Annotated in this window: 27 protein-coding genes; 26 read left to right on the top strand and 1 reads right to left on the bottom strand. The window is 63.6% G+C overall.

The window, feature by feature from the left end:
* The first annotated feature begins 4 nt into the window (after positions 1-4).
* The 24 genes from IB256_RS04175 to IB256_RS04060 all read left to right on the top strand — a co-directional run bounded on the left by IB256_RS04175 (position 5) and on the right by IB256_RS04060 (position 15,192).
* Positions 5-679, top strand: a complete 675-nt coding sequence (locus IB256_RS04175) for a DUF2786 domain-containing protein (protein ID WP_192401411.1) — start codon at positions 5-7, stop codon at positions 677-679.
* 7 nt (positions 680-686) lie between these two features.
* A complete protein-coding gene (locus tag IB256_RS04170) occupies positions 687-965 on the top strand; it encodes a hypothetical protein (protein ID WP_192401409.1) in 279 nt (92 codons plus the stop codon).
* Entirely contained in the window at positions 962-1,366 is a 405-nt protein-coding gene (locus tag IB256_RS04165; RefSeq protein WP_192401407.1) for a gp16 family protein, read from the top strand. Before IB256_RS04170 ends, IB256_RS04165 begins: the two co-directional genes overlap by 4 nt.
* Positions 1,363-1,800 carry a Mor transcription activator family protein gene (locus IB256_RS04160; RefSeq protein WP_192401405.1) on the top strand — a complete coding sequence of 146 codons (438 nt, stop codon included), beginning with the start codon at positions 1,363-1,365 and terminating at the stop codon, positions 1,798-1,800. Before IB256_RS04165 ends, IB256_RS04160 begins: the two co-directional genes overlap by 4 nt.
* A gap of 80 nt (positions 1,801-1,880) precedes the next feature.
* The gene (locus IB256_RS04155; RefSeq protein WP_192401403.1) at positions 1,881-2,225 is read left to right on the top strand and encodes a hypothetical protein; all 345 of its coding nucleotides are present in this window, start codon (positions 1,881-1,883) and stop codon (positions 2,223-2,225) included.
* Entirely contained in the window at positions 2,215-2,718 is a 504-nt protein-coding gene (locus IB256_RS04150; RefSeq protein WP_192401401.1) for a lysozyme, read from the top strand. Before IB256_RS04155 ends, IB256_RS04150 begins: the two co-directional genes overlap by 11 nt.
* Positions 2,715-2,978 carry a hypothetical protein gene (locus tag IB256_RS04145; RefSeq protein ID WP_192401399.1) on the top strand — a complete coding sequence of 88 codons (264 nt, stop codon included), beginning with the start codon at positions 2,715-2,717 and terminating at the stop codon, positions 2,976-2,978. Before IB256_RS04150 ends, IB256_RS04145 begins: the two co-directional genes overlap by 4 nt.
* Positions 2,975-3,610, top strand: a complete 636-nt coding sequence (locus IB256_RS04140) for a hypothetical protein (RefSeq protein ID WP_192401397.1) — start codon at positions 2,975-2,977, stop codon at positions 3,608-3,610. The genes IB256_RS04145 and IB256_RS04140 overlap by 4 nt, the downstream gene beginning before the upstream one ends.
* On the top strand, positions 3,610-3,984 hold the full coding sequence (locus tag IB256_RS04135) for a hypothetical protein (protein ID WP_192401395.1): 375 nt from the start codon (positions 3,610-3,612) through the stop codon (positions 3,982-3,984). The genes IB256_RS04140 and IB256_RS04135 overlap by 1 nt, the downstream gene beginning before the upstream one ends.
* The gene (locus IB256_RS04130; protein ID WP_024767756.1) at positions 3,977-4,297 is read left to right on the top strand and encodes a hypothetical protein; all 321 of its coding nucleotides are present in this window, start codon (positions 3,977-3,979) and stop codon (positions 4,295-4,297) included. The genes IB256_RS04135 and IB256_RS04130 overlap by 8 nt, the downstream gene beginning before the upstream one ends.
* A gap of 1 nt (position 4,298) precedes the next feature.
* Positions 4,299-4,811, top strand: a complete 513-nt coding sequence (locus IB256_RS04125) for a DUF3486 family protein (RefSeq protein WP_192401393.1) — start codon at positions 4,299-4,301, stop codon at positions 4,809-4,811.
* Complete coding sequence (locus IB256_RS04120; RefSeq protein ID WP_318653558.1) at positions 4,808-6,391, top strand: hypothetical protein; 1,584 nt, start codon at positions 4,808-4,810, stop codon at positions 6,389-6,391. The genes IB256_RS04125 and IB256_RS04120 overlap by 4 nt, the downstream gene beginning before the upstream one ends.
* Positions 6,391-7,965: a DUF935 domain-containing protein gene (locus tag IB256_RS04115; protein ID WP_192401391.1), complete on the top strand. Its 1,575-nt coding sequence runs from the start codon at positions 6,391-6,393 to the stop codon at positions 7,963-7,965. The genes IB256_RS04120 and IB256_RS04115 overlap by 1 nt, the downstream gene beginning before the upstream one ends.
* 23 nt (positions 7,966-7,988) lie before the next feature.
* Positions 7,989-8,789: a phage minor head protein gene (locus IB256_RS04110; protein ID WP_318653557.1), complete on the top strand. Its 801-nt coding sequence runs from the start codon at positions 7,989-7,991 to the stop codon at positions 8,787-8,789.
* Between the two features lie 122 nt (positions 8,790-8,911).
* A complete protein-coding gene (locus IB256_RS04105) occupies positions 8,912-10,069 on the top strand; it encodes a hypothetical protein (protein ID WP_192401386.1) in 1,158 nt (385 codons plus the stop codon).
* Positions 10,070-10,116: 47 nt separating this feature from the next.
* Positions 10,117-11,136, top strand: a complete 1,020-nt coding sequence (locus IB256_RS04100) for a phage protease (protein WP_192401384.1) — start codon at positions 10,117-10,119, stop codon at positions 11,134-11,136.
* Positions 11,137-11,138: 2 nt separating this feature from the next.
* Complete coding sequence (locus IB256_RS04095) at positions 11,139-12,056, top strand: Mu-like prophage major head subunit gpT family protein (RefSeq protein ID WP_192401382.1); 918 nt, start codon at positions 11,139-11,141, stop codon at positions 12,054-12,056.
* Between the two features lie 12 nt (positions 12,057-12,068).
* Positions 12,069-12,530: an HI1506-related protein gene (locus IB256_RS04090; protein WP_192401380.1), complete on the top strand. Its 462-nt coding sequence runs from the start codon at positions 12,069-12,071 to the stop codon at positions 12,528-12,530.
* A gap of 5 nt (positions 12,531-12,535) precedes the next feature.
* On the top strand, positions 12,536-12,946 hold the full coding sequence (locus IB256_RS04085) for a gp436 family protein (RefSeq protein WP_192401378.1): 411 nt from the start codon (positions 12,536-12,538) through the stop codon (positions 12,944-12,946).
* Positions 12,943-13,386 carry a phage virion morphogenesis protein gene (locus IB256_RS04080; protein ID WP_192401376.1) on the top strand — a complete coding sequence of 148 codons (444 nt, stop codon included), beginning with the start codon at positions 12,943-12,945 and terminating at the stop codon, positions 13,384-13,386. The genes IB256_RS04085 and IB256_RS04080 overlap by 4 nt, the downstream gene beginning before the upstream one ends.
* Entirely contained in the window at positions 13,379-13,846 is a 468-nt protein-coding gene (locus IB256_RS04075) for a hypothetical protein (protein ID WP_192401374.1), read from the top strand. The genes IB256_RS04080 and IB256_RS04075 overlap by 8 nt, the downstream gene beginning before the upstream one ends.
* A gap of 8 nt (positions 13,847-13,854) precedes the next feature.
* Positions 13,855-14,049: a hypothetical protein gene (locus IB256_RS04070; RefSeq protein WP_192401372.1), complete on the top strand. Its 195-nt coding sequence runs from the start codon at positions 13,855-13,857 to the stop codon at positions 14,047-14,049.
* A gap of 3 nt (positions 14,050-14,052) precedes the next feature.
* Positions 14,053-14,790 (top strand): hypothetical protein, encoded by a 738-nt coding sequence (locus tag IB256_RS04065; RefSeq protein WP_192401370.1) that lies wholly within the window; start codon positions 14,053-14,055, stop codon positions 14,788-14,790.
* A gap of 51 nt (positions 14,791-14,841) precedes the next feature.
* Positions 14,842-15,192 carry a hypothetical protein gene (locus tag IB256_RS04060; protein WP_192401368.1) on the top strand — a complete coding sequence of 117 codons (351 nt, stop codon included), beginning with the start codon at positions 14,842-14,844 and terminating at the stop codon, positions 15,190-15,192.
* A 197-nt stretch (positions 15,193-15,389) separates the two neighbouring features.
* On the opposite strand, the gene IB256_RS04055 is transcribed toward IB256_RS04060, so the two are convergent.
* Positions 15,390-15,554 (bottom strand): hypothetical protein, encoded by a 165-nt coding sequence (locus IB256_RS04055; RefSeq protein WP_192401366.1) that lies wholly within the window; start codon positions 15,552-15,554, stop codon positions 15,390-15,392.
* Here IB256_RS04055 and IB256_RS04050 point away from each other — a divergent pair.
* Entirely contained in the window at positions 15,553-18,822 is a 3,270-nt protein-coding gene (locus IB256_RS04050; protein ID WP_192401364.1) for a phage tail tape measure protein, read from the top strand. The genes IB256_RS04055 and IB256_RS04050 overlap by 2 nt on opposite strands.
* Complete coding sequence (locus IB256_RS04045) at positions 18,809-19,339, top strand: hypothetical protein (RefSeq protein ID WP_192401362.1); 531 nt, start codon at positions 18,809-18,811, stop codon at positions 19,337-19,339. The genes IB256_RS04050 and IB256_RS04045 overlap by 14 nt, the downstream gene beginning before the upstream one ends.
* Positions 19,340-19,341: the final 2 nt, after the last annotated feature.

Genomic DNA, 19,341 nt, shown 5'->3' with positions numbered 1-19,341 from the left:
ATACATGGATCACAGCAAGGCTTTAGACAAGATCAAGAAACTGCTGCGCCTGGCCGGGAGCAGCAACCCGCATGAGGCGGCAGCCGCGATGCGCCAGGCGCGGGCGATGATGGAAAAGTTCGGGCTCGGGGAGGCTGATGTGGCGCTCTCTGATGTCTGCGAGCAAAGCGCGGCCAGTGGCTCCAAGATGACCCCGGCGCAGTGGGAGGCATCTCTCGCCCACACGGTGGCGCAGGCCTACTCCTGCCAGATGCTGTTCATCTCGTTTGCAGGCCAGTGGCGGTTCATTGGCGAGATGGCCGAGGTGGCTGGGTACACGATGACCATCCTTCTGCGCCAGGTTCGTAAAGCTCGTCGCGACTACATCGCCAGCGAGCTGAAGCGCTGCAAGCCGGCGAACAAGACCAAGCGCGCCGACATGTTCTGCGAAGGCTGGGTGTGGGCCGTCCGCAAGCAGGTCAACCAGTTCGCCGGTAATGCCAAGCCGTCCGAGGCAACCGAGGCCTACATGCTCAAGCACTACCCGAGCACGGTGGAGAGCCAGCCTATCGACCGGAACAGCAAGGGTGGCAACCTGAGCCAACGCGACATGCGCGATGCGGGCAGAGGCATCGACGCGGCGGACGATGTGCAGCTCAACCACGGCGTCGGCGGCTCCGCACCGCTGGCCCTGACCTGAGGTGATCATGGCCAAGCCACGCACTGACAAGGTTCGCCGGCAGGACGCCATCCGCCAGCGTCGGCTGCGCGCCAATCGTAAGGCCCGCAAGGCCGCCCTGGGCGCCGAGAAGATCAAGCTTGAGGCCTACGCCGGCACTCGGGCCGACATCGAGGCGGTGCGCCTGGTGGGTGGCTTCGACGATGAGGCCGAGGCCATCACCCTGGGGCTGCGCCTCCTGGGCAACATGGCCCGCCGCACTCCGGCGAAGTTCCGCCACGACATCCAGCCGAGGAACCTGGTATGAGCAGCAAAGGCCGCCAACTGATCCAGATCGCCCGCCGCCAGCTGGGCATGGAAGACGACACCTATCGCGCGCTCCTGGAGCGCGTGGCCGGTGTGTCCTCGTCGACCAAGTTGACCCCACGCCAGATCGGCCGCGTGCTGGCCGAGCTGGAGCGCCTGGGCTGGCAGTCCAAGGGCAAGCCGGCAGACCGCCCGGCTCCGCAGGTATCCGATGACCGCCAGCGCCTGGTCGCCAAGATCGAAGCGTTCCTGGCCGAGGCCAAGCGCCCCTGGAGCTATGCCGAGGCGATGGGCAAGCGCATCTGCAAGGTCGATCAAATCGAGTGGATGGACTGCAAACAGCTGGGCAAGCTGGTTGCGGCCCTGGCCTATGACGCCAAGCGCAACGGGCGGCCGGTATGAACCTGGAGCAGGTGCGCGACCAGCTTCCTGGGCAAGTCCTGGAGATTGCCCAGGTCGTCGGGATGAATGCGGCGCTGCGCCTGGTGAGTGAGCTGGGCGGTACGACCTGGGAGTTTTCACGCGGCAAGGGGCGGAACGGCCAGATCAAGGTCGCCGCCCTGGTGGACATCATCGGCGACGAGGCGGCCCAGCGCCTCACCGCCCGCCTTGGCGGCGAAACCATCTACATCCCGCGCTGTGACGCGGCCCTGCGCCGGCTCCGCGACTTGGAGATTCACCGCCAGTTTGAGCAGGCTGTCCGGGAAGGCGTGGGCGCTCGGGTAGTTGTTGCCGAGCTGGCGCGAACTTATCAGCTCAGCGACCGTCGTATCTGGATCATCCTTGACCAGGTGCTGCCGCCACCGCTCGACAGCACGCCTGACCTCTTCGACTAAGCCCCGCACTCGCGGGGCTTTGTCTTTCTGCTGAACCCCTTCCTCTAAATCCCCAGTCGCCAAGTCAGCACCATGGCGGTATGGACAAATCACCGACGCACCACGCCCCCTGCAGCCCGCGCGAGTTCGCCGCGCTGGTCCTGGCTGAGTCGAGCCTGGAACGCCGCCGCAGTCTGATGGAGCGCTGCCCGTCCCACTGGCGCGACCTGGTGGAAGAGCACGTCCGAACCGGCTGGGCGCATATCCAGGCCTACCGCCAGTTCATCAGCGGCCGCCGCCGCTCGATGGCCGAAGGCCCGCAGCCTGCACCGCGCCGTGATGACACCAGCTATCGCATCAGCGACTTCAAGAAATCGGCGCCCGAGGTAGGCCAGCGCGAGCTGGCCAAGCTCAAGGCCCTGGTGGGAGGCGGCAATGGGGATTAAGGCGCGGGTCCTGGCTGCAGCTCTGCTGATCGCTACGCCCGTAGTCGGCCACTTTGAAGGCCGCGAGCTGGTCGCCTACCTGGATGCCGTCGACAAGCCGACCATCTGCGACGGCTGGACCCGAGGCGTGAAGCTCGGCGACCAGGCCACGCCGGCCCAGTGTGACGCGCTGACCCGCAAAGGCCTGAAGGAAGCCGCCCAGGTGTTCGAGGCTTGGGTGCCCCAGGACGTGATCGACCGGCTTCCGGCCAAGACCATCGCCGCCTTCCTGTCCTTCATCTACAACGTCGGCCCCGGTGGCCCTGGCGTGAAGGACGGATTCGTCTGGCTCAAGGGCGGCACCCACTCAACCATGCTGCGTGAGCTGCAGGCGGGCCGGATCGCCCAGGCCTGCGCGCAGCTTCCCAACTGGACCCGCGCTGGCGGTGTGCAACTTCGCGGCCTGGTCCGTCGACGTGCGGCCGAGCGCGAACTGTGCGAGGCCGACCTGTGAGCGTCTTCTTCAACCATGTGCCAGCCAGCGAGCTGGGCACCACCTTCACCCACTACGGCCTGTTCTGCGGCTGCGTGCCGGTCTACCTGGGCGCCCTGGACACCGATTGCCCGAGCGTAGCGGCGCGCAATGGTGTGCCTGAGTTCGCCCTGGACCTTGCCGAAATGGTGTTCGGTGCCTGCTGCCTGGTCTGCTCGCTACTCAACCCCGAGTTCGAACCGGCCTATCCCTTCCGGGTGACGGGGAGGATCAAGCCTTGAACCTCAACCTCTCACGCCTGGTCGCGCCAGTCGCCGTCCTAGTGCTCTTTGGGGTGGCGTTCTATTGCCTGGGACTTCGCCTGCAGGCGATGCAGGACACTGCACGGGCCCAGGGATACGCCACGGCGCAGGCCGAGGGCAAGGCCGCCCTGGAGCTGCAGCAGCGCAAGTACGCCGAGGCGGAAGCTCGCAGAGCCCAGCAAATGGCGGCTGATGCCAAAGCCAGTGCGAAGCGTGAGGCCGAACAAGCCGCCCGAGCTGATCGCCTTGCCGCTGATCTGGCCGAGCAGAAACGCCAGCACCGCAACACCACCGACCGACTCTCTGGAGAGATTGCCCGTGTCAACGACCTATACCGGGATGCGCTCGATGCCCCGCCTAAGCCTGTGCCTGCTTGCGTGCTTACTCGCGGCTGGGTGCGAATCTACGACGAAGCAACCGGAGCCCGAATGCCAGCCGCGGTTGATCCCCCAGGAACTGCTGCGTCGGCCGCTGCAAGCGACCCCGCTGAGCAACTCCCCTCAGGCATCGACCAGCGCGCCGTTCTGGCCCACCACGTCCGCTATGCCGAGCAGTGCCAAGGCACGGTCGCTCAGCTGGACGCTCTGATCAACGTCCTGGAGGGCCATTGATGGCAATCGAAATGATCGGCTGGGCAATCACGCTGCTGTCCACGTTCGCTGGGATTGTGGTCGGCCTGGTCCGGCTGCTGCTGTGGCAGTTCGAGAAACGCCTATCCGAGAAGTTCGCCGCCCAGGACGAGGCGCGCCGCGAGGCTGGCGAGCACTGGGAGAAGAACTTCGCCAAGGTCCTGGAGCGCCAGGACAAGGACGCGGCCGCCGTGCAGCAGCTGGAGCGCGCCTTCCTCAACTTCAAAGCCGAGCTGCCCATGGAGTACGTCCGCCGTGAGGACTGGGTACGCGGGCAGTCCGTGATCGAGGCCAAGCTGGACGGCTTGGCGCTCAAGTTCGAAAACATCCTGCTCAAAGGAGCGCGCAATGATTGACCCCGCCAAGGCTCGCCGGGAATCCCTCCGCTGGTTCATCCTGCTGACCCTCAACACCTCGCGCCCCGTGGACCCGCACGAAACCGTCGTGCTCTCCACCATCCAGGGCATCTACCCGGACGCCACACCGCTGGAGCTGCGCAAGGAACTGGACTACCTGAAGGACCGCAGCCTGGTCACGCTGGACAAGAAACCCAGCGGCCAGTGGATTTGCGGCCTGACCCACTACGGCGTGGACATCGCCGAATACACCATCGACTGCTTCCCTGGTATCGCTCGCCCCGAGAAGTACTGGGGCAACGGGAGCGCCTGACATGCCGCCCCGTTCGAAGGTGAAACAGTTGCCGCCCGAGATGAAGGCTTGGCTCGACCAGTACCTGGTCGACACCAACTTCTCTGGCTACGAGGCGCTCTCGGCCGAGCTGGAGGCGCGCGGCTACAGCATCGGCAAGTCTGCTCTGCACGCCTATGGGCAGAGCTTCGAAGACCGTCTGGCAGCGCTCCGAGAGTCCAGCGAGCAGGCTAAGGCCGTGGTCACAGCGGCCCCTGATGATGAGGGCGCCGTCAACGAGGCGCTTATGCGCCTCGTCCAGGATCACCTGTTCAAGCTGCTGATGGCCTCTGAAGGCAAGCTGGACCTGCCCAAGGTGGCGAAGGCCGTGGCCGAGCTGGGCCGCGCGTCTGTCGTGCAGCTCAAATGGAAGGCCGAGTTCCGCGACCGAGCCGAGGCAGCTGCAGCCAAGGTCGACAAGATCACGACCAAAGGCGGCTTGAGCGCCCAGGCGCGCGACGAGATTCGTCGGGAGATACTGGGGATGGCATCGTGAAGCTTGCGCCCGCGCAGACGCCTGAGCCGGAGCGTTCCCCGCTCGCCGACATCATTTCCCAGGGCACGGTGGTAGACGTGCCGGCTGTGCTGCTGGGCTACCAGCAGCGCTGGGCCGGGATTCGTGCCCCGCTCAAGGTCGGCGAGAAGTCGCGCCGTATCGGTCTGACCTGGGCGGAAGCGGCTGACAACGTGCTGGTGGCCGCTAGCTCGACCAGGGCAGGAGGTATGAACGTCTATTACCTGGGCTACAACCAGGACATGACGGTCGAGTACATCCAGGCCTGCGCCATGTGGGCACGAGCCTTCAACTACGCAGCTGGAGAGATCGAGCAAGGCATCTGGGAAGACGAAGACCCGGACAAGCACATCAAGACCTTCACCATCTCCTTCCCCAGTGGCTACCGCATCGTTGCACTGACCAGTCGACCGTCCAACCTGCGGGGCCGCCAGGGCGTTGTGGTGATCGATGAGGCCGCCTTCCACCCCGACCTGGCTGAGCTGCTCAAGGCTGCCTTGGCCTTGCTGATCTGGGGCGGCGAGGTCCACGTCATCAGCACCCACAACGGCACGGACAACCCTTTCAACGAGCTGATCGACGAGATTCGCTCGGGCAAGCGCAAGGGCGAGTTGTTCCGCTGCACCTTCCGTGAGGCGGTTGAGGATGGCTTGTACAAGCGGGTGTGCCTGCGCAAGGGCATCCCCTACGATGCGGCCAATGAAGCCGAGTGGGTCGCGGACGTTTACGGCTTCTACGGCGACGCGGCCAACGAGGAACTGGATTGCATCCCCAGCCAAGGTGGCGGCACCTACCTTTCCCTGTCGCTCCTGGAGAAGCGCAGCCGAGCCGGTGTGCCAGTGCTGCGCCTGGCCTACCCCGTGGGCTACGTCACTACGGATGAGCAGTTACGCCTGGCGGACAGCTGGGCGTGGTGTGAGCGCGAACTTGCGCCGCTTTTGGCACAGTTGCCCCGCACCGTCTGGAGTTTCTACGGCATGGACTTCGCCCGCAGTGGCGACCTCTCGGTGATTGTGCCGCTGGTGATGGAGCAGGACAGCCGCAAGCGACCACCGTTCCTGGTCGAGCTGCGGGGTGTGCCGTTCAAGCAACAGGAGCAGATTCTGTTCTACATCGTCGACCGCCTGCCGAGCTTCATGTCAGGCGCTCACGATGCCCGTGGTAACGGCCAACAACTGGCCGAGTCGGCCGCGATCCGCTACGGCCACAGCCGAATCAGCCAGGTCATGCTGACCGAGGGCTGGTATCGGGACAACATGCCCGGCCTCAAGGCAGACCTGGAAGACGGAAGCCTGTACGACCTGCCCAGCGACCGCGACTTCATCGGCGACATGCGGGCCTTCAAGATGGTCCGAGGGGTTGCCCGCATCCCTGACCTGCGCAGTACCGAGGCCGATGGCGGCAAGCGCCACGGTGACGCCGGTATTGCCACCGCCCTGGCGCGTTTCGCCAGCCGTATGGAGATCGAGCAATACGGCTACGACGCTGTGCGCCCCTCCAACTCCGACAAATTCGACGACGATCACCAGCCATCTGGCTGGGGCGTTAGAGGTGTTCTGTAATGGCCGACTCTCCCATTCTTGATAGCGCTGGGCGTCCTATTCAGAAGGTCAACATCCTGGACGAAGTGGTGCAGGCCAGCGTTACCGGCGTGCGCCAGGCTTGGTCGACAGATAGCATCGCCATCAGCATCGATCCAGGCCGACTGCGCGCGATCCTGCAGGCGGCTGCCCAGGGTGACGCCCGCGACTACCTGACCCTCGCCGAGGAAATGGAAGAGAAGGACCCGCACTATGCGGCGGTCCTTGGCACGCGGAAGCGCGCAGTGTCGGGCCTCACCATTGCAGTCGAGGCGGCCAGCAGCAATCCGCGTGACGAAGAAATCGCCGATGCGGTGCGCCAGTTGGTGGAGGCACCACAGTTCGGCGACATGCTCGATGACCTTCTGGACGCCATCGGCAAGGGCTATTCGGTCGTTGAGCCACTCTGGGAGTACCGAAAGGGCAAGCTCTGGCCAAAAGCCTACAAGCACCGCGATCCGCGCTGGTTCCAGTTCGACCGGGAAACCGGCGAGCGCCTGCAGCTGCTGCAGCTCGATGGCACCTTGACCGAATTTCCGCCAGACCGTCTGCTGGTCCACACGCCGCGACTCAAGTCCGGCCTCCCCATTCGCGGAGGTGTAGCTCGCCTGGTGGCGGTGGCGTTCATGTGCAAGGCGTTCGGTCAGAAGGACTGGATGCGCTTTGCAGAGCTGTATGGCATTCCGCTGCGGATTGGTCGTTATGGTCCTGGTGCAAAGCCGGACGATATAGCCGTGCTGCGCCGGGCCGTCGCCCAGCTGGCCGCCGATGCGGCAGCAGTGATGCCGGACGGCATGAAGATCGAATTCCAGGAAATCGCCAACGCGGCGGGCGGTGCGGACCTGTTCGAGAAGCTGGCCGAGTGGCTGGACAAGCAGATCAGCAAGGCCGTCCTGGGCCAGACCATGACCACGGACGATGGGTCCAGCCAGAGCCAGGCGAACGTGCACAACGAGGTCCGCAAGGACATTCTCAAGGCCGACGCCAAGCAGCTGGCTGCCACGGTCAACCGCGACCTGGTGCGCGTGTTCGTCGACCTGAACTACGGGTCGCAAGAGGATTACCCGCGAGTCGTTCTCCAGGTGACGGAGCCCGAGGACCTCAAGGTGCTGGCTGATGCGCTAGGCCCGTTCATCGACCGTGGCCTGCGCGTTGACTCCGCCTCGATCCTGGACAAGTTCGGCTTGGCCACGCCAGAGAAAGGGGCCGAAGTACTGCGCCCAATCAATGACCAACTGATGCCGCAAGCCCTGAACCATGAGCAGACCTGCAGCTGTCGCGGCTGCAGTAGGCAGCGCCTGGCCCTGAACGCGGAGCAGCTGCAGCGCGACGAGTTGGACCAACTGGCCGACGACGACCTGAGCGACTGGGTGCCGCTGATGCGTCCGGTGCTCGATCCCATCCAGGCGCTGGCAGACAAGGCGAAGGATTTCGACGAGTTCAAGGCCGGGCTCGCGGTGCTGCTCGATGAGATGGACCCTGCTGCGCTGATCGAGGCGCTGGCATCGGCAAGCTTCAAGGCTCGCGCCCTGGGCGATGTGAGGGACGCGCTTTGACGACGGATCAACCCCAAGTTCCAGTGCCAAAGGAAGCGCTAGATTGGCTGCGCGCCAAGGGCGTTAAGCCCGGCTTTGACCATCGCGACGTGTTCCAGGAAGAACACGCCACCATCTTCACGGTGGCCAAGGCCATGAAGCTGGATATCCTGGAGGCCATCCGTGCCGCCGTGGATGAGATGGTCCTGGACGGCCAGGACTTCAACACCTTCCGCCGCGAGCTGCAGCCGCTCCTGGTCAAGCAGGGCTGGTGGGGCAAGGCCGACATGCTCGATCCGTTGACCGGGCAGACCCGCGAGGTCCAGCTGGGGAGTCCGCGCCGGCTCCGGGTCATCTATGACACCAACCTACGCACCGCCAACGCGGCGGGCCAGTGGGATCGCATCCAGCGCACGAAGAAGACTCAGCCCTTCCTCCTGTACCAGCTCGGCCCGAGCCGGCACCACCGAGCGGAGCACCTGGGCTGGGCCGGCATCCTGCTGCCTGCAGACGATCCGTTCTGGCAGACCCACTTCCCGCCCAACGGCTGGGGCTGCAAGTGCTGGGTGCGTCAGGTCAGTCGCCATGAGGCCGAGCGCCTGCAGGCGAGTGGCAAGTACATCACCGAAGCTCCCACCGGCAAGCTCCTGGAGTTCATCAACCAGCGCACCGGCCAGGTGCTCCAGGTGCCCGAGGGGATCGAGCCTGGCTGGGCCTACAACCCAGGCGCAGTGCCCCGGCTGAAGCAAGCCGAGCAGCTCCTGGAAGAGAAGGAGAAGACGTCCACCGACTTGGTGAAACCGAAACGGCCTCAGAAATCGCGAAGGCGCGACGATCAGGAGTGAGGCGCGGCGGATGTACTCAGAGAGAGGGGTTTCTGCGTTCTGCGCAAATCTAACGGCGGTCTAACGCTGTTCCGCATAAACAGATAGCATCTCTATGCCGCGAATGAGCATGGAGTTAGTCGATGGGGTTGCTGGTAAAAATTCTGAAAGGATGTTGGAAGCTCTTCACTCAGGTTCTCGTTGGGGTCGTCATCGGCGTCGTCTTGCTGTATCTCAACCTTGATACAGTAAATGGCCTTTTTCAGGCCCTTTCGGAGTCAGGTATTGGCTTTTTAGCCTGGTGGCAGGCGCAGGCACCGATAACGAATTCTCGCCTAGTCATGACCTCTACCGCTCTCATCGCGGTCTTGATCGCGCAGCCACTCATCTATCGCCGCTTTAAGGCTCGGCTCCTGAGTGAAAAGGGCAAGCTACAGGCCTACGCAGGCGAGCTTGAGCTGACAGTAAGCGACTTGACCGGACAGCTTGAGGAGTTTCGCGCGCCCCCAAGTCCACCTGTCTTCGAGCCAAACCTGCAGCAGTCGATGGTGATTCGTCTTTTCTGGCAGGCAGAGGCAACAGCCCAATTCAGTGCGAATCAGGTAGGCGAACACACCACTCTTACCTCCAATGAGTCGGCTCTGATCCTGGAGGGTTTGTGCCGGCAAGGCTTGCTTTTGGACACTCCTGTCATTGGTCACGGCCGCCTTTACTCTCTCAGTGAAGAAGGCCGAAAGTTTGCAGCTGAAATGGTAAGTGCCACGGATAAGCGTGCTGAATGGCCATCGCTACTTGTGAAGCCAGTTATATTCGATGGCGTAAAGATCGGAGGCACTCTTGCGCCTTCAACGACTCAGCAAACAGATGCCGCGATGCAGCTTCTGCTCGATGCCCTGATCCCCAATAATGCCGAAAAACCAAAAGAGGGCGAGTCATCCCTTGGAAGCGACCCCGTTGATTTGTCCAGTGTAATTGCCGACCTCGCTAATCAGATACCAGATGCCCCCGTGACGGCACCTGAGGTTGAGGCAGCCATTCGCAGGGTATCGACAAATCAAGACCTACAGCCGCTAGAGCATGACCTTCTGCTCTACTTCGCTGCCAATCCGAATACCAGATATAGCGGAAACTCGATGCGGCACTACTTCAAAGTCAGTGCAAGCGAAGCCGAGGAGGCGTTACTTGGGCTTTGCAACAAGGGACTTTTGCTTCTCGATTCCAATCGAGTGAACCAAAAGCCATTGGAGTTTCTTTACCTAGTAACGAGCAAAGGCGAGAAAGTCGCTAAGACAATCCGCTGAACCCCTTCCTCTAAAAATCCCCCCTTCATGTCGCCGACCATGGCGACATGAAAACGACGCCCCCACTCAAAGCCACCCTCGCCACCGCGCTCTGTTTCGAGCTGGGTACTGACGTGCCCGAGTGGGTCGAGGTCCTTCCTCCTGGTCCAACCATTGGCGGCCGCGATGGCCGTCAGTGGTCCTACGACGCGAACCAGGTCATCACCGAGACGGTTGCCCACACCCAGGGCATTGATCTGCCTTTCGACTACAACCACGGCACCGAGCTGAAAGCCCCCAAGGGCGAAGAAGCCGAGGCTTCCGGCTGGGCGCGTGAGTACCGCGTCAACGAGCGCGGCGCGGTAGAGGCACGCGTGGAGTGGACGCAGAAGGCACGCAACGCCATCGAGTCGCGTGAGTACCGCTACATCTCCCCGGTGTTCGCCTTCGACGACCGCACCGGGCGCATCGCCCGCTTCAGCAGTTTCGCCCTGGTCAACAAGCCGAACCTGCTCACCAAGGCCCTCAACTCCGAGCAGGCCGCTTTCCTTTCACAACAACCGGAGGAATCCGATATGGCGCTTGCAGCCATCCTGGCGGCCCTTGGCTTGCCCGAAACCGCCACGGGCGAGGAAGCCGTGGCAGCCATCAACAAGCTGCTGGAAGACAAGAAAGTCGCCCTGCAGACCGCAGCCAACAGCGAGAAGGCTCCGTCCCTGGCCCTCTACGTCCCGCGCCAGGACTACAACACCCTGGAACAGCGCGCCCTTAACGCTGAGCAGAAGTTGAAACAGCGCGACAAGGATGAGCTGACCCTCGCGATCAATGCCGAGATCGAGGGTGCCCTCAAGATCGGGAAGATCACCCCGGCAACCAAGGCCTACCACCTGGCGGCCTGCCAGGAAGAAGGCGGCCTGGAGCGCTTCCGCGAGTTCGTGAAGAACGCGCCGTCTGTCACCGATCCCGTCACGCCCAATGGCGAGCACCAGGGCGAGAAGAAGGCGCTCAACGCGGAAGAGCAGGCGGCCGCCAAGGCCTTCGGCTGGACCGATGAGCAGTACATCGAAAACACCAAGGGGGTGAAGTAACCATGGCGACTACCGTCACGCCGGCCGTATTGGCCGCACTGTTCAAGGGCTATCGCGCCGAGTACCAGCGGGCGCTCAGCGACAACCAGACCAAGGCCAAGTGGCAGCAAGTTGCGACCCTGGTTCCCAGCGTCAGCGCTTCGAACCTCTACGCCTGGCTTGGCCAGTTCCCCATGCTCAAGGAATGGGTGGGGGCTCGCGTAGTCAAGGCCATGACGGCTGAAGGCTACGAGGTAGCCAACAAGCTTTTCGAGAGCACGGTGTCGATCCTGCGCACTGCGGTCGAGGATGACCAGGCCGGCATCTATATGCCGATGTTCACCGAGATGGCACGCGCTGCGGCCTATCACCCCGACGCCCTGGTCTTCGCCGCGCTCAAGGCCGGCATGACTTCGGCCTGCTACGACGGCCAGAACTTCTTCGACACCGATCACCCGGTGTACCCGGAAGTGGACGGCACCGGGGTGGCGACCTCGGTCAGCAACGTCGACATTCCCGGCGCGAATCCGGGGCCGACCTGGTATCTCCTGGACGTCAGCCGCGCGATCAAGCCGATCATCTTCCAAGAACGCACCAAGCCGGAGCTGACCAGCAAGACCAACCCGGAAAACAGTGAGCACGTCTTCGATCACGACGAGTTCGTGCATGGCATCCGCTACCGCTGCAACGCTGGTTTCGGCTTCTGGCAGATGGCCTACGCCAGCCAGCAACCGCTGACCGGTGAGTTCTACGGCAAAGCCCGTGCAGCCATGGGTCAGTTCAAGGCTGACGGCGGGCGCCCGCTGAACATTACCCCCGGCCTCCTGGTAGTGCCGCCGCAGCTGGAAGCTGCAGCCCGCAAACTGCTGATCAAGGACGAGAACGGCGGCAACGAATGGGCCGGCACTGCCGAGCTGTTCGTATGCAACGAGCTGGCCTAAGGGGGCATCGCCATGATCGTGCGCATCAAGTCCGCTCGGGACGGCTACCGGCGCTGTGGCGTCGCCCATCCCAGACAGCCCACCGACCACCCGGCCGACCGATTCACCGAGGCCGAGCTGGAGCGACTCCAGGCCGACCCGGTGCTGACCGTCACTTTGGTGGATGGCGATCTGGAAGACGACCGAGAGCCGTCTGGTGGCCCTGGGGCAGTCCCGGCTGGTGCTTCGTCTGAGCCTGCACCGGCAACCGTTCCTGCAGCAGCACCGCAGAAGCCGGCCAAGGTTCCGGCGAAAGCGACGCAGAAAGTGCCCGTCAAAAAAGGGAACGCCAAGGCGAATGCGCGCGGTAAGGGCGGTGCCAAGGCACCCGCCAAGGAAGGCACTGAGGCTGCCCAGGAAGGGCAGTCAGTCGACGATGCCAACTCTTCCGCGAAACCTGCGGAAGGTGAAGGCAGCGAAGGCGGTCAGGAGTAACGGTCATGCCCTACGCCACCCGCGAAGAGCTGATCAAGCGCTGGGGCATGGATGCCCTCCTGGTCGTCGCTGATGACGACCAGGACGGCGTGCTTGATGACGTTGTGGTCGATGAGGCGCTGGCTGGTGCCAGCGCCGAAATCGACGCTTATGTGGGCGTGCTGCACCGGCTACCGCTGGCGGAGCAGCCGGCCACCCTTATCCAGCCGTGCTGCGACATCGCCATGTATCGGATGTCGTCGGACGGTGCCAGCAGCACTGACGAGAAGCGCAAGCGCTACGAGGACGCGGTGGGCTACCTGCGCCGGGTCGCCGAGGGCAAGGCGTCCCTGGGCTTGGCCACACCGCCTGACCAGGAAAGCAGCGGCTTTGCCTACTTCGAGGCCGAGCCCAAGCGATTCGGGAAGCTGCTGTGAGCGGCGCGTCGATCAGCGTCAACCTCCTGGAGGATCAGCGCCTTGCTCGGCGGATCGACCGCCTGGCCGAGCTGGACATTCTCCCGCTCCTGGAGGGAATTGGCGCCGAGGTCGTCAGCCAGACCCAGCGCCGGATCGCCGTGGACAAGGCCAGCCCATCGGGCCAGGCCTGGCCGGAGTGGTCCGCTGAGTACGCCGAAACGCGGCACAGCGGGCAAAGCCTGCTCCAGGGCGAGAACCACCTGGTGAACAGCATGACGTTTCAGACCATGGGCGACAGCGTTCTTGTCGGCAGCCCCCTGGTCTATGCCGCCACTCACCAGTACGGCGACGAGGATCGCGGTATTCCGCAAAGGGAATACCTCGGCCTGGAGGGCGTGGACCTGGAAGACGTGATCGGCCTGATCGAGGACTACCTGGAGGAACTGGCAGATGAGTGAGTTACGAGCCGACCAGGTGCTGGATGGCATCAAGGTTTGGGCTGAGAGCGTTTTCTCAGCCAGCGGCCTGGTGGTCGAGACGCAACTGCACGGAGGTCGATTCGTGGCCGCCGAGCTGGAGCGCTACGCCACGCGGACCATGGCCTGCCGCGTTGCCCTGGAGGGGCTCAAGTTCACCGTGACCGGCCAAGGGAAGTTGGTGGCCACCGCCCTGGTGGTTGTCGTCGGCCTGGCCGGCGACCAGGGCAAGGCAGGAACCAGGGCCAGCAACGTGCTGCGTGTACTGGCTCCCCTGCAGGCGGCCCTCCCTGGAACCAAGCACGACCTGGAACTGATGGACAGCATCGACGCCAAGGATGTGCGTGCAGCAAACCTCTACAACGCCGCGCTGGAAGGCCGCAATTGTGCCGCCTGGGTCCTGGCCTGGCCTGTGAAGTTTCAACACCCGCGAGTCCAATAGGAGGACACATGAGGAACGACAAGAGCCCCGCCTCGGCGGGCGAACCCAGACCGGCCGATGTGAAGGTGAAGATCACCGCCGATGGCGGCCACCGTCACGCCGGCATCAAGCACCCGAAGGACGCGGTTATCACCGTGACCGAGGGCGATGCACAACTGATCATCGACCGTTTCAAGGTCGGCGAACGAGTGGAGGCGAAGTAAGCCATGGCACAACCTCAAGTATTCAAGGGCGTCGGCATCGTCTACATCCAGCGCCTGGGCCTGGCCAATGCAATCCTGCGCGACATGGGCGACGTTGAGCAGCTCAAGTTCGCCAACCGTTCCAGCTCCACGACCTGGAAGCAACACCGCCGCCCCGGCGGCGGTAACCTGGCCAAGCTGGATATCCTGGAAGGCATGGACCTGTCCGTGCAGGCCCAGGAGTGGACGCCGGAGAACCAGGCGCTCTACCTGCAGGGCTCGCTGGAAGAGCTGGCCGTCGAAACAGTAACCGGCGAAGAAATCGTGCTGACTCCGGGCGGGCTGTCGCCGACCGAGTTTCCCGGCCCCACCAACGTTGTGCTGACCAAGACCAGCGGCAGCACCCCAATTCCTCTCTCTGCGGTTGTGGTCTCGGCTGCGGGTGTTCGTGTGCCGGAAGACAGCACCGAGATCACCGAGGCAACCCCGGCCACCATTGCGTACAGCAGCACCAAGGGCACCCGCATCCAGCCCATCATCGAGGCCGGCGCCGAGTACAAGCTCGTCTTCGACGGGCTGAACGAAGCGGACAGCGGCCGCCCTGTAATCGTCACCGTCTGGCGCTGGAAGGCACCGCCCGCCGAGGAGGTGTCGCTGATCGATGCCGAGAACCCCGGCAAGCTGCTGACCAAGGGCGAGGTGCTGGCTGACTCCAGCCGTCCGGCAAATGAATCGCCGTTCTACCGCATCGACTGGCTGTAAGCCATCCACCCTTCCGGCCCCGAAAGGGGCCGGTTCCTGGAGTTCCCGAAGATGAGCATGGCTCTGAAACGAAAGCTTCCGCTGGGTGATATCCAAGTGGAAGTGCGTGAACTGACCGTTGGCGAGATTCGCCAGCTGCTCAAACAGATGGCGGACGAGAGCGACAGTGATGTCGTCGAGTATGCGCTCCTGGAGGAAATCGGCCTGCGTGAGCTGCAGCTGATGACCGACCTGGAAAAGGAAGTAGTCGACGACCTGGCGCCGAGCCAACTGCGTCAGGTATATGAAATGTGCCGGGACATGAACCCGGATTTTTTCGCCCTGCGCGGACGCCTGGAAGAGCGGGGAAGAGCGATCCTGGCGAGGCTCTCCGGCAGCTTGAACGAAACGCAAGCTCTCTGATCCGACACGGCCACGCTGGTCTGTGGGATTACCCCTGGTCTACCTGGCAGTCCGCCTTGGAAGAAGCCATCGCAGCCGCCGAGCGAAGCAAGAGCAATAGCCCATAACGAAGAAGCCCCGCGCAATGCGGGGCTTCTGCTTTCTGCTGAACCGCTTCCACTGGAGAGGGGATGCCTTGGAGCGGATTCTTAATAGCGCTAGGGGCGGTTCTTTGAGCGCCAGCCAGGGAAACCCAGAGCAGCGGCGATCAGCCAGAGGAACACGCCCACCACGAGCATTGCCACGGCCGCACCGGCAACAACTTTGGGCGCTATCAGACCGACGACGATGAATAACAGGATCAGTAGGTGGTAAGGCTTCATGACTGACGTTCGCCTCTCTTTGACGGTGGACGCTCGCCAAGGGCGCACCGAAATCCAAAACTTCCGAGCTGGGTACGGAGCGCTAGTTGACCAACTGCGCCGCCCGCTCAATCAAATCGCGTCCCTGCGCGATCTGCAATCCAGCCTAGTCGAGAACGACAAGCAACTCAACGCCGTCCGCGACAAGGTGCGCGACCTCTCCAACGAGTTGATCAGTGCAGAGCGCCCCACCAAAGCCCAGCAGATGGCCTACCGGGCAGCCACCGCCGACGCGAAATCGCTTGAGCAGGCTATTGCGACTCAAAGGTCCGAGCTCTCCCAGCTCTCCACCACGCTGAAAGCTGCAGGTGTCGACACCAACTATCTGAGCAATGAACAGAAGCGACTGGCGGCAGACTTGGCACAAGCTGCCCGCGCCGCAGATCAGCAGGCCCGCATTACCGGCGCCCGCGAAGCGCTGGGAGTGCGGCCTCACCGCGAGATCCGCAACGAAGTCGCCCAGCTGCAGCAGCAGTACCAGCTCCTGCAGCGTAGTGGCGTCGCCAGCACTGCCGAGTTAGCTCAAGCCCAGGTACGTCTGCGTGAGCGTACCTCCGAGCTGCTTGAAGGCACCAATGGCTGGGCCAAGTCGCTCGGCCAGGTACACCTGCAGGCCAGTGTTGCTCTAGCCAGTACAGGGGCGCTGATCTATGGCGGCGGCGCCTTGCTGTCCTTCTACGCCAAGTTCGCCCAGCAGATGGCTGCGGTCGACAGCATCACCAGCATGACCAGGCCAGAGCTACAGGCGATGTCGCGTGACGTCCGCCAGCTCAGCGTGGACATGGGGCGAGATGCTGCCCAATCCGCAGACGCGCTCAATGACATCCTGTCGTCCGGTGTCTCCGAGAACAATGGTTTGTCGGTACTGGCTCTGTCCACTAAGGCCGCAATTGCCGGTCTAACGGAGACGAAGACGGCGGCAGCTGGCGGCCTGGCCGTCGTCAACGCTTACGGCGAGGGCATCGAAAACCTTGGCCTCCGCTACGACCAGATGTTCTTGGCCGTGCGCGACGGTGTGACTACCTTCCCGGAGCTGGCCCAGTTTTTGGGTGACGTACTGCCCACGGCCAAAGCGGCGGGTGTCGGCTTTGACGAGGTGTCGGCAGCTATCGCTCGCATGACCATCGCCGGCATACGTACTCCTACCGCTGTCACCGCCCTAAAAGGGGCCATCAACGCACTGGCCGCTCCTACTCCTGACGCCCAGAAGAAAATGGACGAGCTGGGCATCACCTGGAAGGGCCTCACTGCGACCCTGGAGGACATCGCTTCCCGCAAGCTGGGCCTCGATGCCATGCGTCAGCTGATCCCGGACGTTGAGGCGCGCACTGCGGTGTTGAGTTTGACCCAGGACATCAAGGCGATGCGCGACGAAGTGACCGCCATGGGGACTGCGGGCGGGGCCATGGAGAGCGCCTATGACAAGATGTCCAGTACCCCTCAGGCAGACCTTGACCGCTTCAATGCCGCACTTGCCGAGACCAAGCTCCAGCTCGGAGAGGCTGCAACCGCGTTCTTGCCTGTGATTGAAGGCGTAGGTGGTCTGCTCAATGGGTTCAACTCACTTCCTGCACCGCTACGCACAATGATTGCACTCGTTGCTGCAACAGCAATAGGTGCCGGAACTCTAGGTAGTGCACTCCGTGCGCTGCGAAACCCTTTCCAGCTCTTCCTCGGCCATCTCCAGGCAACACCGGCAGCCGCCAGTGCGACCACCGGCGGTCTAAACAATATCGCTGCCAGCGCGACCAGCCTGATTCCAACGCTGCGCAATCTGGGCGACGTCGCCCGCTTGGCCAAGGGCGCGCTCGCCCTGGTCGTAGTCGGCTGGACCGCTGGCAACCTGATGGAGCTGTACGACCTGTACGAACAGAACCAGGAGCTGATCAAGAGCCAGCAGGATTACGAGAAGGCGCTCAGCGATACCATCACCAAGACGACCGAGTACGCCGACGTGGTGATCCAGCCGGCTGCGGCGCTGGCCCGCATGAACGACGAAGAGCGCAAGGCGTATACGGAAAGCCTGCGCCTTGCGACCGAGCACTATCAGAAACAGTCGGAGCTGCTGAGCCGACGTGCCGCTGAGCGCGATGGCCCCACAGCCGAGGTCGACCCGGATGCTCTGGCAGCGGCAAAGCGTGCCTTTGAATATCGCCGCGAGTTGCAACGGATCACTGCTGACCAGGCCGCCGCTGCGGAAGAGCAAGAAGCGGCCGAGAAGCGCCACAACGACAACATGGACAAGATCAGGGCGGACAACCTGGGCAAGCTCAAGATCGCCCTGGCCAGTCAGCTGCGCGCCTATGAGACCGCCAACAAGGCCCTGGAGGCGGCGAAGAAACAACGCGAGACGGTGGCAAAAGAATTTGCCGACTTGTCCAAGGACGTGCGCGCTGCGCCGCAGGGGCAGTCCTCGCTGTCCGACGTCTACGACCTGAAGTCCAGGGCTAACCAATCGCTGAAAGCCGGCCGGAATGACGACGCCCTGCGCCAGGCGCGCGAGGCGGCCAAGGTTCTGCGCGAGCTGAAGGATGCCGGGGAGAACGGCTACGGCCTGGGCGGCCTGGCCGACGAGCTGGGCAACATCGCCAACAAAGCAGCCGGCAACATCGAGGGCGACCAGGCGGCGAAGCTCGCAACGATCAAGGCCGACATGGACGAAATCCTCGCCAAGGCCGAAGCCATGAAGCGGGTGAACATCGAGTTCACCGGCAACGAGCAGAGCGTCCAGGCCCTGGAGCAGCAGGCACTGGAGCTGGCCGGGCGCCTGAAGAAGTACATGACCATCCCGGTCAACTACGTCGGCGCGGACCCCAACGTCGCCAGCAGCGAGAAGGACGCCGGGAACATCGTGGACCAGGGCGTCAGCCGCGCGGCAGGTGGCTGGATCGATGGCCCCGGCAGCAACACCAGCGACAGCATTCGCCTGAATGCCTCCCGTGGGGAGTTCGTGCTGCAGGCCCGAGCGGCTCGCCAGTTGGGCGCGTCTGCCCTGGAGCACATGAACCGCTCCGGCACGTTGCCGCCAGGGCGGGCCGACCTAGTGCCCCACATCCCCAGCCTGCCGGCCCTGGACCGCTCGGGCGAGCGTCAGCCGCTCAACCTCTCCATGCCGTGGGGCGGCAGCTACGCCATGGAAGCATCCCCGAACGAGGCGCGGCGCTTCCAGGAAGACCTGCGCAAAGCGCGCATCAAGCTCGGAGGCACGAACACCAATGGAAATGCATGAGCCAACACCTCTTGTCCTGGGCGGCGTTTCGATTCGCCAGCGCATGGGCGTCGGCCCGATCCGCCAGCGATACGAGCCCATCGGCGGCAGCTCGATGCTGCGGCTGTCGGGCGGGACCGGCATCAAGATGACCAACTGGAGCCGCACGGCAACCACCGCCAGCGGCTCCGGCTACCTCGGCCCCGGCCTGGACGCGCTCGACTACAGCCAGCCGCTGGAGCTGCTGTGCGTAGCGCCTCGCGAGATGATTGGCACAAGCCCCCTGTTTTCCCTGCCGGCTGCGGAGCAGCGCCGGCCGGACGTCGCCCCTTGGGGCTGGGCGCTGATCGGCAGCAACTGGCGGGACACCCCCGTGCAGATGGCCGGCGATGCCGCCGAGCTGGAGGCAGTGCCGGGCGCCAGCGCCTACCGCGTCTTCTGGCTGCCGCGCCTGGTGGTGTTCACCTCGGGCATCACCTCCGAGTTTGACGAAGCGACCGGGCTGCACGACTGGTCGTTGGCCGCAGAGGAAATCTGATG

The organism is Pseudomonas sp. PDM17, assembly GCF_014851985.1.
GTDB lineage: Bacteria > Pseudomonadota > Gammaproteobacteria > Pseudomonadales > Pseudomonadaceae > Pseudomonas.
Note: the sequence above shows the minus strand (reverse complement) of the source record. Positions and strands in the feature narration are given on the sequence as shown.

Coding starts and splice junctions, on each gene's coding strand:
- IB256_RS04175 (WP_192401411.1), top strand. CDS start 5: ATGGATCACAGCAAGGCTTTAGACAAGATCAAGAAACTGCTGCGCCTG.
- IB256_RS04100 (WP_192401384.1), top strand. CDS start 10,117: ATGAAAACGACGCCCCCACTCAAAGCCACCCTCGCCACCGCGCTCTGT.
- IB256_RS04135 (WP_192401395.1), top strand. CDS start 3,610: ATGGCAATCGAAATGATCGGCTGGGCAATCACGCTGCTGTCCACGTTC.
- IB256_RS04045 (WP_192401362.1), top strand. CDS start 18,809: ATGGAAATGCATGAGCCAACACCTCTTGTCCTGGGCGGCGTTTCGATT.
- IB256_RS04170 (WP_192401409.1), top strand. CDS start 687: ATGGCCAAGCCACGCACTGACAAGGTTCGCCGGCAGGACGCCATCCGC.
- IB256_RS04165 (WP_192401407.1), top strand. CDS start 962: ATGAGCAGCAAAGGCCGCCAACTGATCCAGATCGCCCGCCGCCAGCTG.
- IB256_RS04055 (WP_192401366.1), bottom strand. CDS start 15,554: ATGAAGCCTTACCACCTACTGATCCTGTTATTCATCGTCGTCGGTCTG.
- IB256_RS04065 (WP_192401370.1), top strand. CDS start 14,053: ATGGCACAACCTCAAGTATTCAAGGGCGTCGGCATCGTCTACATCCAG.
- IB256_RS04160 (WP_192401405.1), top strand. CDS start 1,363: ATGAACCTGGAGCAGGTGCGCGACCAGCTTCCTGGGCAAGTCCTGGAG.
- IB256_RS04060 (WP_192401368.1), top strand. CDS start 14,842: ATGAGCATGGCTCTGAAACGAAAGCTTCCGCTGGGTGATATCCAAGTG.
- IB256_RS04105 (WP_192401386.1), top strand. CDS start 8,912: ATGGGGTTGCTGGTAAAAATTCTGAAAGGATGTTGGAAGCTCTTCACT.
- IB256_RS04075 (WP_192401374.1), top strand. CDS start 13,379: ATGAGTGAGTTACGAGCCGACCAGGTGCTGGATGGCATCAAGGTTTGG.
- IB256_RS04095 (WP_192401382.1), top strand. CDS start 11,139: ATGGCGACTACCGTCACGCCGGCCGTATTGGCCGCACTGTTCAAGGGC.
- IB256_RS04090 (WP_192401380.1), top strand. CDS start 12,069: ATGATCGTGCGCATCAAGTCCGCTCGGGACGGCTACCGGCGCTGTGGC.
- IB256_RS04115 (WP_192401391.1), top strand. CDS start 6,391: ATGGCCGACTCTCCCATTCTTGATAGCGCTGGGCGTCCTATTCAGAAG.
- IB256_RS04085 (WP_192401378.1), top strand. CDS start 12,536: ATGCCCTACGCCACCCGCGAAGAGCTGATCAAGCGCTGGGGCATGGAT.
- IB256_RS04130 (WP_024767756.1), top strand. CDS start 3,977: ATGATTGACCCCGCCAAGGCTCGCCGGGAATCCCTCCGCTGGTTCATC.
- IB256_RS04155 (WP_192401403.1), top strand. CDS start 1,881: ATGGACAAATCACCGACGCACCACGCCCCCTGCAGCCCGCGCGAGTTC.
- IB256_RS04070 (WP_192401372.1), top strand. CDS start 13,855: ATGAGGAACGACAAGAGCCCCGCCTCGGCGGGCGAACCCAGACCGGCC.
- IB256_RS04150 (WP_192401401.1), top strand. CDS start 2,215: ATGGGGATTAAGGCGCGGGTCCTGGCTGCAGCTCTGCTGATCGCTACG.
- IB256_RS04050 (WP_192401364.1), top strand. CDS start 15,553: ATGACTGACGTTCGCCTCTCTTTGACGGTGGACGCTCGCCAAGGGCGC.
- IB256_RS04125 (WP_192401393.1), top strand. CDS start 4,299: ATGCCGCCCCGTTCGAAGGTGAAACAGTTGCCGCCCGAGATGAAGGCT.